14 protein-coding genes are annotated in these 15,248 nt (G+C 54.8%); 12 read left to right on the top strand and 2 right to left on the bottom strand.

Annotated elements, in window-relative coordinates; all coding sequences use genetic code 11:
• Positions 1–104 precede the first annotated feature (104 nt).
• Positions 105–734: an O-methyltransferase gene (locus NSU14_RS19495; RefSeq protein ID WP_076244213.1), complete on the top strand. Its 630-nt coding sequence runs from the start codon at positions 105–107 to the stop codon at positions 732–734.
• A gap of 49 nt (positions 735–783) precedes the next feature.
• Here the strand turns inward: NSU14_RS19495 and NSU14_RS19490 are convergent, their stop codons facing one another.
• Positions 784–2,004: an MFS transporter gene (locus NSU14_RS19490; RefSeq protein WP_042135690.1), complete on the bottom strand. Its 1,221-nt coding sequence runs from the start codon at positions 2,002–2,004 to the stop codon at positions 784–786.
• A gap of 227 nt (positions 2,005–2,231) precedes the next feature.
• Between NSU14_RS19490 and hemE the strand changes: the two genes are divergently transcribed.
• The 11 genes from hemE to NSU14_RS19435 all read left to right on the top strand — a co-directional run bounded on the left by hemE (position 2,232) and on the right by NSU14_RS19435 (position 14,000).
• On the top strand, positions 2,232–3,293 hold the full coding sequence (gene hemE / locus NSU14_RS19485; RefSeq protein ID WP_340946862.1) for a uroporphyrinogen decarboxylase: 1,062 nt from the start codon (positions 2,232–2,234) through the stop codon (positions 3,291–3,293).
• Positions 3,294–3,399: 106 nt separating this feature from the next.
• Positions 3,400–4,353, top strand: coding sequence for a ferrochelatase (gene hemH / locus NSU14_RS19480; protein ID WP_042135693.1), 954 nt, complete (start codon positions 3,400–3,402; stop codon positions 4,351–4,353).
• Complete coding sequence (gene hemG, locus NSU14_RS19475) at positions 4,350–5,825, top strand: protoporphyrinogen oxidase (protein ID WP_340946860.1); 1,476 nt, start codon at positions 4,350–4,352, stop codon at positions 5,823–5,825. Before hemH ends, hemG begins: the two co-directional genes overlap by 4 nt.
• Positions 5,826–6,101: 276 nt before the next feature.
• Positions 6,102–7,397 (top strand): CapA family protein, encoded by a 1,296-nt coding sequence (locus NSU14_RS19470; protein ID WP_340946858.1) that lies wholly within the window; start codon positions 6,102–6,104, stop codon positions 7,395–7,397.
• A 30-nt stretch (positions 7,398–7,427) separates the two neighbouring features.
• Complete coding sequence (locus NSU14_RS19465; protein ID WP_042141002.1) at positions 7,428–8,159, top strand: glycerophosphodiester phosphodiesterase; 732 nt, start codon at positions 7,428–7,430, stop codon at positions 8,157–8,159.
• 75 nt (positions 8,160–8,234) lie between these two features.
• The gene (locus NSU14_RS19460) at positions 8,235–8,858 is read left to right on the top strand and encodes a fumarylacetoacetate hydrolase family protein (RefSeq protein ID WP_340946856.1); all 624 of its coding nucleotides are present in this window, start codon (positions 8,235–8,237) and stop codon (positions 8,856–8,858) included.
• 25 nt (positions 8,859–8,883) lie between these two features.
• On the top strand, positions 8,884–9,693 hold the full coding sequence (locus tag NSU14_RS19455; RefSeq protein ID WP_340948967.1) for a DUF92 domain-containing protein: 810 nt from the start codon (positions 8,884–8,886) through the stop codon (positions 9,691–9,693).
• A 67-nt stretch (positions 9,694–9,760) separates the two neighbouring features.
• Positions 9,761–10,369: a TetR/AcrR family transcriptional regulator gene (locus tag NSU14_RS19450; RefSeq protein WP_340946854.1), complete on the top strand. Its 609-nt coding sequence runs from the start codon at positions 9,761–9,763 to the stop codon at positions 10,367–10,369.
• Positions 10,370–10,425: 56 nt separating this feature from the next.
• Positions 10,426–12,369, top strand: a complete 1,944-nt coding sequence (locus tag NSU14_RS19445) for an ABC-F family ATP-binding cassette domain-containing protein (protein ID WP_042135702.1) — start codon at positions 10,426–10,428, stop codon at positions 12,367–12,369.
• Positions 12,370–12,820: 451 nt separating this feature from the next.
• The gene (locus NSU14_RS19440) at positions 12,821–13,306 is read left to right on the top strand and encodes a tetratricopeptide repeat protein (RefSeq protein WP_042135704.1); all 486 of its coding nucleotides are present in this window, start codon (positions 12,821–12,823) and stop codon (positions 13,304–13,306) included.
• 370 nt (positions 13,307–13,676) lie between these two features.
• Positions 13,677–14,000 carry a hypothetical protein gene (locus NSU14_RS19435; protein WP_144026086.1) on the top strand — a complete coding sequence of 108 codons (324 nt, stop codon included), beginning with the start codon at positions 13,677–13,679 and terminating at the stop codon, positions 13,998–14,000.
• Positions 14,001–14,457: 457 nt separating this feature from the next.
• On the opposite strand, the gene NSU14_RS19430 is transcribed toward NSU14_RS19435, so the two are convergent.
• The gene (locus tag NSU14_RS19430; protein WP_340946851.1) at positions 14,458–15,204 is read right to left on the bottom strand and encodes a hypothetical protein; all 747 of its coding nucleotides are present in this window, start codon (positions 15,202–15,204) and stop codon (positions 14,458–14,460) included.
• Between the last annotated feature and the right edge of the window lie 44 nt (positions 15,205–15,248).

Here is a 15,248-nt window from a genome sequence, read left to right as displayed (position 1 = left end):
TGAATGTGAACCATTAGAACGTTCAGATATCAGTATAGGGTAATGAAGAGATCTACACAATGCCCGTTCACGCTACACAAAATGAAATTTGAAGGAGAATACATATGCAGAATCAGGAAGAATACAGTGAACAGCTATATACAGAGGATGAATTACTATTAAAAGTCAAACAGGCCATCGCAGCAAACGGAATGCCGGAGGTGTCCATCGCTCCAGGCTACGGCAGACTGCTGACAATGCTGGTTACCCTTTCCCGCGCCACCCGGATACTTGAGATCGGTGCACTGGGCGGCTACAGCGGAATCTGCCTATGCCGTGGTTTATCGCAGAGCGGCAGCCTGACTTCCCTGGAGCTTAACGCTGACTATGGCAAGCTTGCACACGGCCATCTGGAGCAGGCGGGCTTCGGGGACGCGGTAGAATACAAAATCGGCCCCGCACTGGACAGCCTGAAGCAGCTCGAAGCGCAGGGCCAAAAGTATGATTTCTTCTTCATCGACGCCGACAAGGAGAATTATCCGAATTATCTGGAATATGCGATCCGGCTGGCATCGCCGGGTGCAATCATTGCCGGGGACAATATCTTCCTGCGAGGCCGCACGCTGAATACGGAGAAGAACGGACCTGCCGTTCAGGCGATGCGCCGCTTCAATGAGATGATTGCCGGCGATCCCCGCCTGACCAGCACACTGCTGCCGGCCTACGACGGACTAGCCTTGGCGATGGTTAAATAGCCTGTCCTCTGCAGGCGGAGCCCATACGCTCCACGCATACCAAAGTCTGTTAACGGAACAACCTGGGTTCTGTCTTCTTATATAACTTGAGCCTTACCCAGACCGTATTAATCAGCAGGAACGCGCCGGAGATGATGAACAGCCCTTCGATCCCGATATATCCGGACAGGAAGCCGCCGATGACTGCGCCCAGCATATTGCCGAGTGCCAGTGTGCTGCTGTTGAAGCCGAAGGCCCGGCTCTCCTTGCCGTCGGGCGTATAGGAACGGATGAGGGCGTTGACGCTCGGCAGCAGGCCGCCCATGAAGACGCCCATCAGGAAGCGGACGAGGATCAGCTGCCACACGCTGGTCACGAAGGCCTGCGGGATGAGGAACAGCGCCGCGCCAATCAGCGCATAGGTCAGTATCCGGTGGGCGCCTACCTTGTCGCTGAGCTTGCCGAGCAGCGGAGAAGCCAGCATGTTCGAAATACCGGTGACGGCACTGACCATGCCTGCCCAGAAGGCAATATTCACAGCGGAGCCGTGCAGCTTCTCCACGTAGAGCGGCAGCAGCGACATCGGGCTGATCATGGCGAACTGCAGCAGGAACGTTACGCCGAACAGTGCCGGCAGCTGCGGAACCTTAGCCAGCTCCTTGAAGCCTTCGAGCACAGAGACCTGCGGCACCTGCGCAGCTTCCACCCGGTCGAATTTCTCCTTGACCAGGAATAACGCCAGCAGGGAGGCGACGAACAAGAGCGCACCCACGACATAAAAGATCGGGCGGAACCCGATCCAGTCCGCCAGCAAGCCGCCGATCAGCGGACCGAGAATCGTACCGGCTACAGCGCCGGACTGCATCAGTCCCATCGCGAAGCCCATACGCGGCTTCGGGGTGGTTCCCGAGACCAGCGCGATGGAGGCGGGGTTGAAGCCGGAGATGGTTCCGTTCAGCAGGCGGAGCAGCAGCAGCTGCATCGGGGACTGCGCGAAGCCCATCAGCACGATAACAATTGCCATACCAAAGCTGGAGCGCAGCAGCATGATTTTGCGGCCGTATTTGTCGGCAAGCTTGCCCCACAGGGGCTGAAAGATAAACGAGGTCAAGAAGTTTGCGGCAAAAATAAGTCCGGCCCACATCCCGATCGCGTGATCTCCGGTCACACCCAGGTCTTTGGCGAGATAAAGGGACAGAAAAGGGGTAATCATAGTCATGCCGGCATTCACCAGAAACTGGCCAAACCAAAGCACCATGAGGTTGACTTTCCAGGTCTCCCAATTCTTCAAAGTGCTTTCACTTCCTTTCAGGGGATTCAAAGATAAATAGTTCACGAAAAATTGACATTATATCAGTATATCATAGTTTTTTAGCCGTGCAGTGCAACACTTGTCATAGTAATGTCATGGGATTGTCATTCCCTTAAGGGTGAAGCGGTTGTTACCCGCTGGCAAAAGGGGCATAATAATGATATGTGTTTTCTAAATATACTATCAAATCTAATGGAGATCTTATCATGACCTACAACGACACTTTTATCCGCGCCTGCAGACAGCAGAGCACGGAGCACGTTCCCGTATGGTACATGCGGCAGGCCGGCCGTTATGATCCCGAGTACCGTAAAATCAAGGAGAAATACTCGCTGCTGGAGATCTGCAGACAGCCGGAGCTTGCAGCTGAAGTAACCTTGATGCCTGTGCGCAAGCTGGGTGTGGACGCGGCCATCCTGTATTCCGACATTATGAATCCTGTAGCTTCCCTTGGCGTGGACTTCGACATCGTGAAGAATATTGGCCCGGTCATTGAGAATCCGATCCGCTCGGCGGCGGATGTCGACCGGCTGAAGCCGATTGATGTGGAAGGGGATCTGGGTCACATTCTGGAGACGATTGCCCTCCTCGACAAAGAGCTGGACGTGCCGCTGATCACTTTTGCAGGAGCACCTTTCACCATCGCCAGCTATCTGATTGAAGGCAGGCCCTCCAAGAGCTATCACCGCACCAAGGAAATGATGTTCAGCCAGCCCCGCGTGTGGGAGAAGCTGATGGAGAAGCTGGGCGATATGGTTATCGCATATCTTCGCGCCCATGTCGCAAGCGGCGGCAAGGCGTTCCAGCTGTTCGACAGCTGGGTTGGCGCGCTGGCCCCGCGTGATTTCGAAGCATATGTGCTGCCGACAATCACCCGGATTTTTGCCGAGCTGTCTGATCTGGACGTTCCGAAGATTTATTTCCCCGGTGTCAGCTCAGGGGAGCTGCTCCCCAGCCTGGCCAGGCTGCAAGCCGATGTGATCGGACTGGACTGGCGTGTAAGCCTGACCGAAGGCAGACGCAGAACGGGCGGAGGATTCGCGATTCAAGGCAATATGGATCCTTATCTGCTGACCGCACCAATGGACGTATTGAAAGAACGGACGAAAGAACTGATCGATGAAGGCATCAGACAGCCGGGTTATATTTTTAATCTGGGCCATGGATTATTTCCTGAAGCTTCATTGGACACACTTAAGGAATTAACGGATTATGTACATGAGTATTCGGCAGCGGCATTGAAACAGGCAGCAGGACCGCTCGCGTAATTAAAGCAAGGTACATGAGATAGCAGCAATTGCTGCTCTCTTTGTTTTTTATGAGCATAATGGAATTGTGAAATGAGCAGGCGCAGGACATTATTCGTAAAAGGGGATGGAAACCGTGACCACCAAAATTGGAGTACTCGTGATGTCGTACGGCACGCCTGAAAGTCTGGAGGATGTGGAGGCGTATTACACGCATATCCGCAGAGGCAATGCACCTTCCGCTGAACAGCTGAAAGAGCTGAAGGACCGCTACGAAGCCATTGTAGGAGGCGTGTTCCCGCTCAGGGAGAATACAGACCGCCAGGTGGAGGCCCTGCAGGCCAAGCTGAACAGCGGGCAGATTCAGTATGTCTGCTACCAGGGCCTGAAGCATGCCAGACCTTTCATTGAAGATGGTGTGGAGGCGATGGTCCGGGATGGGATTACCCAGGCGATAGGCATTGTGCTGGCCCCTCATTACTCGGTGATGAGCGTTGGAACCTATATCAAGCGGGCCAAGGAAAAAGCGGATGCCTGCGGAATTAATATGGAATTTGTCGAGAGTTACCATATGCATCCGGAGCTGATTGATGTGCTCAGCCGCCGGGTGACCGCGAAGCTGGATGAATTCGAGGAAACCGGAGCGGCGAGGGATGAAGTGCGTGTACTGTTCAGCGCACACAGCCTGCCGGAACGCATTCTGGCTATGGGCGATCCGTACCGTGACCAGCTGCTGGAAACCTCCAAAGCCATTGCCGATCAGGCAGGTGTGGAGTCCTGGCAGTTCACCTGGCAGAGCGCGGGCAGAACTGCAGAGCCGTGGCTGGGTCCGGATATTCTGGATACGCTGCGTGAGCTGGCTGAAGCTCAGGTGAAATATGTGCTGTCCGCTCCCATTGGCTTCGTATCTGACCACTTAGAGGTCCTGTACGATCTGGATATCGAGGCGCAGGCCTTGGCTTCAGAGCTGGATATGCGGCTGCTGCGGATTGATTCATTGAACAGCGATCCGGCATATATGTCTGTGCTTAGCGATGTGGTGCGTACGAAGGCCGGACAGTTACAGGTGAAGCAATCATGAGCGGTTCACCGCGCAAGGTAGTAATTATCGGCGGAGGCCTCAGCGGCCTCAGTGCCGCTTACTACGTCCGCAAGTTTTACCGGGAAGCCGGGATTCAGCCGGAAATTATATTGATTGAGAAGGATAAGTGCCTTGGCGGCAAAATCGAGACCCTGCACCGTGACGGCTTCGTCATTGAGAAAGGCCCGGACTCCTTCCTGGCCCGCAAAACAGCCATGGTTGATCTGGCCAGAGAGCTGGAGCTGGATCACGAGCTGGTGACCACGAATCCGAATGCCAAGAAGACTTACATATTGCAGCGAGGCAAGCTCCACCCGATGCCCGCAGGGCTTGTTCTGGGGATTCCTACGGAGCTGAAGCCGTTTCTGAAGAGCGGCCTCGTCTCCTTTGGCGGTAAAATGCGGGCGATGATGGATTTTGTACTTCCGCCGCGCCGCAGCTCCGAGGATGAATCGCTCGGTGACCTGATCGAGCGGCGTCTGGGTACAGAGGTGCTGGAGAATATGACCGAGCCCCTGCTCGCCGGTATTTATGCCGGTGATATGCGCAAGATCAGCCTCCAGGCTACTTTTCCGCAGTTCGGCGAGGTCGAACGCCAGTACGGCAGTCTGATCCGCGGGATGACGACCGGCAGGAAGCCGGCGGAGACCCATACCGGAACCAAGAAAAGCGCGTTCCTGACTTTCCGTCAGGGGCTGCAGAGCCTGGTGCATGCCCTGATCCATGATCTGCAGGATGCCCAGCAGCGGACCGGAACGGGAGCGGTGTCCATCAAAGTACGGAGCGGGGCGGGGGTATCCGCAGAGGCCTCTGCTGCACCGCGCTATGAGGTGGAGCTGGACAACGGTGAACTGCTGCAAGCTGATGATATCTATGTAACCGTGCAGAATTTCGCTGCCGCAGAGCTGCTGCGTCCGCATGTGGATGTATCCGCGCTGGATGCTGTCAATTATGTGTCAGTGGCTAATGTGGTCATGGCGTTTACCAAAAAGGATATCGTTACCGAATATGACGGATCCGGATTCCTGGTCCCCCGCAAAGAGGGGCGGAACATCACGGCCTGTACCTGGACTTCTACGAAATGGCTGCATACCAGCCCGGATGATAAGGTACTGCTGCGCTGTTACGTCGGACGGTCGGGGGATGAACAGAATGTAGACCTGCCGGATGAGGCGCTGGCTGAACTGGTGCGCAAAGACCTCAAGGAAATTATGGGGATCACTGCAGCTCCCCTGTTCACCGAGATTACCCGGCTCAGGCATTCCATGCCGCAATATCCGGTAGGCCATCCAGGCCGGATCGCCGGCCTGCGAAGTGAGCTGGAGGAGAAGCTGCCGGGTGTGTATGCTTTTGGCGCCGGCTATGACGGCATCGGCATGCCGGACTGCATTAAGCAGGCGAAGCTTACGGCTGAGACTGCTGCAGCCCATTTAGAGAAGCTGCCGGAACAACCGGCGGCTGTAACGGTATAACGGAAGCGGTGGAGCGGAGCAGTGGCGCTTCACCCTTTTTTTATTGGGGAATTTATAAAGTGCCGGAATAATCATTGAAGCCAAGGCCACGCTCCGCGGGGCGGGAAGACTATGGGTTACTTTGGAGCGACACGGAAGAGATATGCTATAATAGAAACACTTTAAGGGTAAAGGAGATTACCAGTACTCATGTATCCGCCGAGGTCACGCAGTAGACAGAGCAAGAAACATAGCAGCAAAAAGAGGCGCAGAACGGTCTGGGCATGGTTTAATGTAGTGTTGCTTCTGATGATTACCGGCCTGCTGGCCTATTCTTTCATGGATAACAAAGAGAAGGAGAGTTCAGCTCCTCCGGTAGCAGTGACTGAGCCGTCACCTTCGCCTGAAGCTTCTGCAACAGCGGCAGCTCCTGTGGAGGTGGCACCTACAGCAGAGGCTACAGCCAGTCCGGAGCCAACACCAGAAGCAACACCGGAGGCCACTGCGCTGCCTACGGAGACTGCGGAAGCCGTGATTACGCCTGTTTCAACGGTTAAGGAAGCGGCAGCAACGGCTGAACCTCAAGCGACAACGGGCAATCCTGGCGGCCTGATATCAGGCTTGCCTGAGAACTCTTCCGGCGGTACGGTGAAGCTGAATTTTGCCGGAGATGTTATCTTTGCCGGTAAGGTAGCGGAGCTGCTGCAGAAGAAGGGGTACGATTATTCTTACAGTGCACTTGACGGGATGTTCAAAAAGGATGATCTGACCGTGGTCAACCTGGAGACGCCGATCACTACTGGCGGTGTAGGTGCCGCGAACAAGCAATTTGTATTCAAGGGTGCCCCCGAAGCGCTGGATGCACTGAAATCAGCTGGCGTAGATGCGGTCAATCTGGCTAATAACCACACCCTGGATCAGGGGGAAGAGGGCTTGCTGGATACCCTGAAGCATCTGAGCAAGCGGGGCATTCCCTATGTCGGAGCAGGAAAGAACAGCAAGGAAGCTTACTCTGCGCAGTATTTTGAGCGGCAGGGTATCAAAATAGCCTTGCTCGGGTTCACACGGGTGATGCCGGTGATCGAATGGAAGGCCGAAGCAGGCAAGCCGGGCCTCGCCTCTGTCTATGACAGCGCAGAAGCACTCAAGGCCATTGCCGCTGCCAAGCAACAAGCCGATCTTGTCGTAGTCGTTGTCCATTGGGGCAAGGAGCGGATGGAGCAATATGACAAGACCCAGCAGACGCTGGGGCATAGCTTTATCGATGCGGGAGCCGATCTGGTGATGGGCGGACATCCGCATGTGCTGCAGGGGATTGAGCCCTACAAAGGGAAATGGATTGCCTACAGCACAGGCAACTTTATCTTCACACGTTCCAGTCTTCCGGCAACCTGGGAGACGGCTGTATTCCAGGCGGAATGCAGCAAGGAGGGACAATGTTCCCTTAAGCTGAGTCCGATGGATGCTGAGCTGGGACAACCGGTGCCGATGAATGAGGCGGACGGACAGCTTTTGCTGCATAAGGTTGAATCCTTATCTTCCGGTCTGGTCAAGATCCGCAATGATGGTACCGTTGTGCAGTCGGCCCAATAAATCCTACTTCTGCTGGAGGTGCCAATGATGATGAATAACATGTGTGTCGCCCACCGCGGATTTTCCGGCAAAGCCCCCGAGAATACGCTGGCGGCCGTCCGGATGGCGATAGCCCTGCCTTTTGTGCGGTGGATGGAGATTGATGTGCAGCTGACGAAGGACGGCGTGCCTGTGGTCATCCATGATTATTCGCTGGACCGCACGACCAATGGACACGGCAAGGTGAAGAACATGGATTATGAACATATACGGCGTCTGGATGCGGGGAGCTGGAAAGGGCGTGCTTTTCGCGGAGAACGGGTGCCCTCCCTGGAAGAAGTGCTCAGCCTGGCTTCAGGCAGACTGCGGCTTAACATTGAGCTGAAGACCAGCGGGGAGATGTACCCTGGCCTTGAGCAAGCGGTCATCGATCTGGTGAATACCATGGGAATGCGCGAGGATGTGGTGCTCACCTCCTTCGACGCCGGTGCGCTGCAGCGGATTAAGGAGCTGGACCCGCGGTTCCGTACCGGTCTGATCTATGATTCCAGGTCCGGCGATCCGGCCAAAAAGCTGAATGAGCTGGGCTGCTCCTTCTTATCCATCAGCTCCGACCGGCTTAGCCCGGTTCTGGCGAAATCCCTGGCTGAACGGGGCGTGAAGATCATGGCCTGGACAGTGAATAAAGCTAAGGAGATGCGGCGCTTATCCGCCATGCATTCGGATATCATGATCTGTACGAACCGCCCGGATATTTGGGGCGATATCTTTCTGCAGGCCTGACTTAGGATATAGACTAATCCATTAAAACGATCTATTCATTCTAATAATCTGAGAAGAAAGCGAGCTGAACGATCAATGAGTAGAGCGGTCAATAATGTGTACTGTGTGGGACGCAATTATAAATTACATGCGGAGGAACTCGGCAATCAGGTGCCGGCCGAGCCGCTGATCTTCCTGAAGCCGTCACATGCTGCTGTTGCGCTTGATAAAGCGATCATCCATCTGCCCAAAGATGCGGGACTGATCCATTATGAAGGTGAGCTGGTGCTGCGTATTGCGCGTGATTATGTGCCGGGGATGAGTGTGGAGGAATTGGTGGATGTGATGGCGCTGGGCCTCGACTTCACGCTCCGTGATGTGCATAATGATCTGCAGAAAAAAGGCCTGCCCTGGACACCAGCCAAGGGCTTCAAGAATGCGGCTCCGCTGACTCCCTACATTGCATTTCCGGAGCAGGAGGAGCTGGAAGCAACGGATTTCACCGTCCGCAAGAACGGAATTGAGGTCCAGCGCGGGAACGTGCAGAACATGATTTTCTCGCTGCAAAAAATTGTTGAATTCATTGCCTACCGCTACGGACTCGGCAAGGATGATATCATCTTCACCGGAACTCCTGCTGGCGTGGGACCTGTAGTGCCCGGCGATTCGTTCGAGCTGTTCTGGGGCGATACGCTAATGGGCACCTGCCTGATCGGTTAGGGCGATGTTATCAGGACTTGAAGTGCTGCAATGGCTGATCGGGGCCTGCGGTGCGCTGCTGGTCGCCGGGGCCGCTTACTGGAAGCAGTCGCTGAGCCTCTCGGGCATGCTGGCGGCGATAGTGATGGGAACCATCTACTTTGGGGCAGGCAATGCCTTCTGGTTCGGCATTCTGCTGCTGTTCTTCATCTCCTCCAGCCTGCTGTCGAAGCTTCATCATGAGAATAAGGCCGAGCTTGAGGCCACCTATGATAAGACAGGGCGCCGGGATGCCGGCCAGGTCTTCGCCAACGGCGGACTTGGCATGCTGCTGGTGCTGCTTAACGCGATTTATCCGCTGGAAATCTGGGGCTTTCTGTTTATCGGAGTCATGGCTACCGTGACCTCCGATACATGGGCAACAGAGATTGGGACGCTCGCTAAGCGTCCTCCCCGGTCTGTACTGACCGGGAAGGTGCTGCAGGCGGGCACCTCCGGCGGCGTATCGCTCCCGGGCACGCTGGCCGCTGCTGCCGGGGGTGCGCTGATCGGCGCGGCCTCCTGGCTGCTGCGGGCAGCCTCCGGCATGCCGGCGCATTCTCTGCTGACGCTGGCGCTTGCCGGACTGCTGGGCGGACTTGCCGGAGCCTTTGCCGACTCGGTGCTGGGGGCAACGGTGCAGCGGATGAACCGCTGCGCAGTCTGCGGCCGCGAGGTGGAAGCCTCGATGCACTGCGGTAAGCCGACCGTGTACGCCCGGGGCTGGCGCTGGATGGACAATGATACCGTGAATGCTGTAAGTTCAATTATAGGCGGCGTGGTGGCCCTGCTGGCCAGCTACATAGGAGCGGGATAGGAGATATGCGGGCCTTAGTTACGTTATCCGGCTACAATTTTATTATACAAGGTTGGGAGGTGAACCGTTGAGCAGCGCATCCGTACACAAACACAAACATGCAGCTATTCTGGATGCCGCTTATGAGCTTTTCGGTTCAGGCGGCTTCTACGAAACTAAGATGTCGGAAGTGGCAGAGCGTGCCGGAATTGCCAAGGGCACGGTCTATTTATATTTTAAAAGCAAAGAAGAGCTGTTCATGGCGGTTACCCGCCGGGATTGTGAAGGGTTCCTGGAGCAGCTTGAAGGCAAGCTGGGCACCTGCTCCAGACTGGCGGATAAGCTCTCCGTTATTGCCGAGCACCATCTGTTCTATTATTATGAACGCAAGCAGCATACGAAGCTGTTCTTCCGCGCACCCAATAATAATCCTGAGCTGGTAGACTATATGGCGCAGTTCATGGAAGCCTATATGCAGGCGGTAGTGAAGGTGCTGCTGGAAGGCGGGGCATCCGAGCCGGAATTGATGGCGCAGTCTTATATCGGTATGCTGGACCGTCTGAAGATGGATATCCTGTTTAACCCCGGCTTTGCGGAAGAAGATGCGTATAAGCGGGCAAAGTTTGCTGCGAACCTCTTCATCACAGGGGCGCTGGGCAGCTTGAATTCGGCACTCGGTGACCTTCCGTTTGAATAATCCTAAGAGATACAGCCAGACCTGGTTTATAAATATAAGGCAAGCGAGGACAACTGATGAATATTATGACCGTGGAACACCTCTCCAAGAGTTACGGGGAGAAAACATTATTCCTTGATGCATCCTTTGGCATGGACGACAGGGACAAGATTGGCGTCATTGGTGTCAACGGAACGGGTAAATCGACCTTTCTGAAGATTATCGCCGGGCTGGATACACCGGACGCCGGACAGATTGCCATCGGCAATGACGTGCGTGTACAGTATCTGGCGCAGAATCCGCCGTATGAGCCTGGCAATACCGTGCTGCAGCAGGTGTTTGCCGGAGATGATCCGGAGCTGGCCACGATGCGGGAGTACATGGAGATTATGTCTCTGCTGGAGCAGAATCCGGGCGATTCCGGGCTGGAAGCCAGACTCGTGCGGATCGGGCAGGCCATCGATGCCGCCGGCTCCTGGCAGCTGGAGAGCGAAGCCAAGATTGTCCTGACCAAGCTTGGGATCACACAATTTGATGCCCGGATGGAGAACCTCTCCGGCGGTCAACGCAAACGTGTAGCGCTTGCCGCAGCGCTGATTACGCCTTCAGAGCTGTTGATTCTGGATGAGCCTACCAACCATATCGATACGGATTCCGTAGCCTGGCTGGAGCAATATTTGCAGAAACGGCGCGGCGCCCTGCTGATGGTTACGCATGACCGTTATTTCCTGGAGCGCGTAGCCAGCGTAATGCTGGAGCTGGATGGAGGGAGCCTGTACCGCTATGAAGCGAACTACTCCCGCTTCCTGGAGCTGAAGGCTGACCGCGAAGAGCGCGAAGCCTCGGCGGAGCAGAAGCGCAAGAATCTGCTGCGCACCGAGCTGGCGTGGATCCGCCGGGGGGCCAAAGCACGATCCACGAAGCAGAAAGCGCGTATCGACCGCTTCGAGAAGCTGAAGGAGAGTACAGGTGGCGCTTCATCTGCCTCGATGGATATTTCCGTGGCTTCCACCAGACTGGGCCGCAAAATCATTGAGATCCAGGATCTCACGAAATCCATGGACGGCCGGACCCTGATTAAGGACCTGACCTATATCGCGGTGCCGCAGGACCGGGTGGGTATTGTCGGCAAGAACGGCAGCGGGAAGTCGACCCTGCTCAACCTGATCGCCGGAAAGCTTACGCCGGACAGCGGCGAGGTTCAGCTGGGGACAACCGTTAAGCTCGGCTACTTCACCCAGGAGCATCAGGATATGGATCTCAGCATGCGCGCGATTGAGTATGTGAAGGAAGAAGCGGAAATCATCAAGACTGCCGATGGCAGTGTCATCACCGCCGGGCAGATGCTGGAACGGTTCCTGTTCCCTCCGGCGATGCAGTGGACCCCGATCTCCAAGCTCTCCGGGGGCGAGAAGAGACGCCTCTACCTGCTGCGCGTGCTTATGGGAGCGCCGAATGTACTGCTGCTGGATGAGCCGACGAATGATCTGGATATCGGAACGCTGGCTGTGCTGGAGGACTATCTGGATGAATTCCCCGGCGTAGTCTTTACCGTATCGCATGACCGTTACTTCCTGGACCGTACCATAGATAAGCTGATTGCCTTCGAGGACGGATCGATCCGGCTGCATGTCGGTGACTATAGTGAATACGAAGAATGGCTGGCAAAGAATGTGCCTTCCGGCAGTGGTGGTTCCGGTAAGTCTGAAGGCGCTGGAGGCCGCAGTACTACTGCACCTGTAGAGCAGAGCGGTAATGCGCCAGCAGCCGCGCCGTCACGCGAGAAGCTGAAATTCACCTTCAAGGAGCAGAAGGAATACGAGGGCATCGACGAGGCCATCGAACAGGCCGAGCAGCATCTCGTAGATATCTCGGCAGAGATGGAGGCGGCCTTTGCCGACTCCGGTAAGCTCCAGGAGCTGGTGGATAAGCAGCGGCAGGCCGAAGCGGAGCTGGAGCGCCTGATGGAGCGCTGGACGTATCTGAATGAGCTGGCGGAGAAGATCGCGGGTAAGGCGTGAGGTTTGAAGCGCTTCGGGCTGGGTTAAGGTTGTGACCAACCTATCTCTGCTGCTCTCCTTCGTTGCGATATAAAATCCTGCCCAAATACAACATTTCCCTCATTTTATCGGCCCAAATCACCGATTGTTGTATAAAAGGCAGGATTTCAACTTTTTCAAGCGGCTTGGCAGGATTATTCTTGTATTTTGTACAACAATCCGCCTGAACAGCTTGTTATTCATGAATCAAAGTTGCAAAACGTACAACATTTATGTCCGCACTGCTGCTTCCTAACTCTAAGAAGTTTCAATTTAGCCGGCAACGAATCAAGTGTGGGGAATTGACGATTGTCGTATCTCCGCCAGTCTCTCAGCAACTGGCCGGTAATTTGAAGGGTTGTTATCTAAAGAGCAGTTATATAGTTATTAATTTCCCCTGTCAGAGTTAAATTGTAGAAGGAGGTCGCTGCCGGTGACAAATACTCTCGAAGCTGCCATTGCGCTGCGGACCTCCGGGCAAGCGGAGGAAGCAAGAGTCATGCTGCTTCAGCTGCTGTCAGCGGATGACAGCAATGCCGAGCTGTACTATCAGCTGGCCTGGACACATGATGTGCTCGGCATGGAACGCGAGGCCGTGTCCTATTATGAGCAGAGTCTTGCTCATGGTCTTCCGGATGAGGAGCAGAAGGCAGGTGCAATGCTGGGACTGGGAAGCACGTACCGGACGCTTGGGGCGTACTCACAGTCCCGGGAGCTGCTGGAGCAGGGCGTGCTTGAATTTCCGCATCGTGCGGAGTTCAAAGCCTTCCTCGCCATGACACTGCATAATCTGGGTGCGCATGCAGAGGCAATGGAGCTACTGCTTAAGCTGCTGTCCGAAACCTCTGCCGATGCAGGTATTCATAGTTACAGCAAGGCTATTATGTTCTATGCAGATAAGCTGGAGCAGGTATGGTGATATAAACGCGCAATAGGAAACCCGGCACCTGAAGTTCAGAGGCCGGGTTTCTTTTTTTTGCGCTGTGGAAGGAAATACAACATTAGATTTCCCAGGAATAGCTATGTACTATACAAGACGCACAAAAAAAACAACTAGCGAAAGAAGCATAATCAGTCACCGGATATCCACCGCGAACAGCGGTAATCATCAAGAAATCTGAGGGCGGGCAGCGGCCGGAAGTCCAAAGGTTCACCGCAGTGACGACTAAGCTTCAAATTCAAATCTTAAGTGCATCTTATATAGTAAATTTATGGTAGAATATTTTTGTGTATATGTGCTTAAATATAGAATAATTGTGGCTTCGATCTTACTGTTTGCGGAGGTGTGAATGATGAACATACGACTGAGAGAGATAGGCTTAAGTGTCATGTTTGTTTCTGCTGTTTTCTTCTTCGGAAGGCCGGATGTGACCGATGAAACCAATGAACACATTGAACACAATGTAGAGGCGCTCAAATATTACAAGAATACCTCTGCACCAGTTATAGCTCACCCTATTTCAGCTGATAACAAGCTGCCCCGCAGGCATGAGGAAACTTCAGAACAGAATCTGATTATAGCTGAAGTTGACTCCGGCAAAAGCCCCGTGCAGCTCATCCCGGTCTATAAGAACGGGGATGTGCCGCGAATTGAGCTTGTGCCATCCCGGTAAATTTCAATACATTACATTCTACTGTTGGATCGATTTTTAATAAATCAAACCTGAGAGTGAAGCGGACTGAGAAGCAGCTATATCTTCAAAAACACTCTTTGGGAGGATGATACGGACTGAGAATCCGTTATCTTATTCCATCAAGCCCTAAATGAGGCATAATCGGTCATATAAGGGCACTGAGTCCGCTTGGACAGCGAATCCGCTGGATCTGCTCAAATAGCGGATTTTCAGTCCTCTTCACCCGAAAATTATTATTCTATAGTAAAAAATTGGGAGACGTGTCTCCCGCAGATACTTTCCTTAGTTCAGCTTATCTTATACAGTTAACAGAAAGAGTGCTGTGCCAGTTATGAATGGAACTGGCACAGCACTCTTTGGTTATTACGCTATAGCATAGGTTTAAGCGCTGTGGCAAGCAGGAAGGCCCATGGCCGGATATGGCCACGGGCCCCGGTTATTTCCCGCCCGCCACGGCAATCATCTGCACGACCGGCCGCGAGTCGCCGGTCAGCACCACCTCGTCAGCGTTCATCTGCGATGAACCGTCTCCGTCGAGGAAGATCCCTTCCCGTCCCTCGCCGGGGACGGCCCGCTGCACGGCGGTGCGGAACTCCGCCGCCGTGCAGAGCGAATTCGTGACGAGCAGCCACAACTTGCCGGACTGGTCATAGACCAGCCCGGAGCGCAGGCGCCGCTCGCCCTCAAAGGGAAGATGCTCTGCGGCCGCCGCAGCTGCCCACAGCTCTTCATGCTGCAGGTTCATGCTGATCCCGCCCTGCGCCCAGTAATTGCCGCGGTCACTCACCGCCAGGTCGCCGCCGGAGGCAACGACCTGTACGCTGAACGCTCCCGCGGCTCCATCCCACACCAGGGTGCCACGCTCGTACTTCGCGTTGAACCAGCCGGAGCCGTAGCCCTGCGGTGCGCCGTTCACCGGCACGTCGTTCATGATGGCGATGGACAGCAGGTCATCGCCATAGAAGAAGCCGCCATTGATCCCATAGGCGGCAATCTGTCGCAGCGGCTGCCCTGCGCGCCGCAGCACGATATCCTCCGGCTTCACCGCCATCATATGCAGCTGAATCTCGCCTGAACTCTCGGCATAGATGTAACTATGAGGGAGGCCGTCAAAGACCTCATGCTCATCATCATCCGTCAGCCTAAGCGCAGCCAGGATGACCGCAAACAACACCAGCAGCACTGCGGTAGCAACAATCCACCACCTGCGGTGCCCCCGCAAACTCT

Source organism: Paenibacillus sp. FSL R10-2771 (assembly GCF_038000205.1).
GTDB lineage: Bacteria > Bacillota > Bacilli > Paenibacillales > Paenibacillaceae > Paenibacillus_AQ > Paenibacillus_AQ phytohabitans.
Note: the sequence above shows the minus strand (reverse complement) of the source record. Positions and strands in the feature narration are given on the sequence as shown.

Bases quoted from the DNA above. Each gene is read 5' to 3' on its own strand.
- NSU14_RS19495 (WP_076244213.1), top strand. From the start codon at position 105: ATGCAGAATCAGGAAGAATACAGTGAACAGCTATATACAGAGGATGAA.
- hemE (WP_340946862.1), top strand. From the start codon at position 2,232: ATGACCTACAACGACACTTTTATCCGCGCCTGCAGACAGCAGAGCACG.
- hemH (WP_042135693.1), top strand. From the start codon at position 3,400: ATGGAAACCGTGACCACCAAAATTGGAGTACTCGTGATGTCGTACGGC.
- hemG (WP_340946860.1), top strand. From the start codon at position 4,350: ATGAGCGGTTCACCGCGCAAGGTAGTAATTATCGGCGGAGGCCTCAGC.
- NSU14_RS19465 (WP_042141002.1), top strand. From the start codon at position 7,428: ATGAATAACATGTGTGTCGCCCACCGCGGATTTTCCGGCAAAGCCCCC.
- NSU14_RS19460 (WP_340946856.1), top strand. From the start codon at position 8,235: ATGAGTAGAGCGGTCAATAATGTGTACTGTGTGGGACGCAATTATAAA.
- NSU14_RS19445 (WP_042135702.1), top strand. From the start codon at position 10,426: ATGAATATTATGACCGTGGAACACCTCTCCAAGAGTTACGGGGAGAAA.
- NSU14_RS19435 (WP_144026086.1), top strand. From the start codon at position 13,677: ATGATGAACATACGACTGAGAGAGATAGGCTTAAGTGTCATGTTTGTT.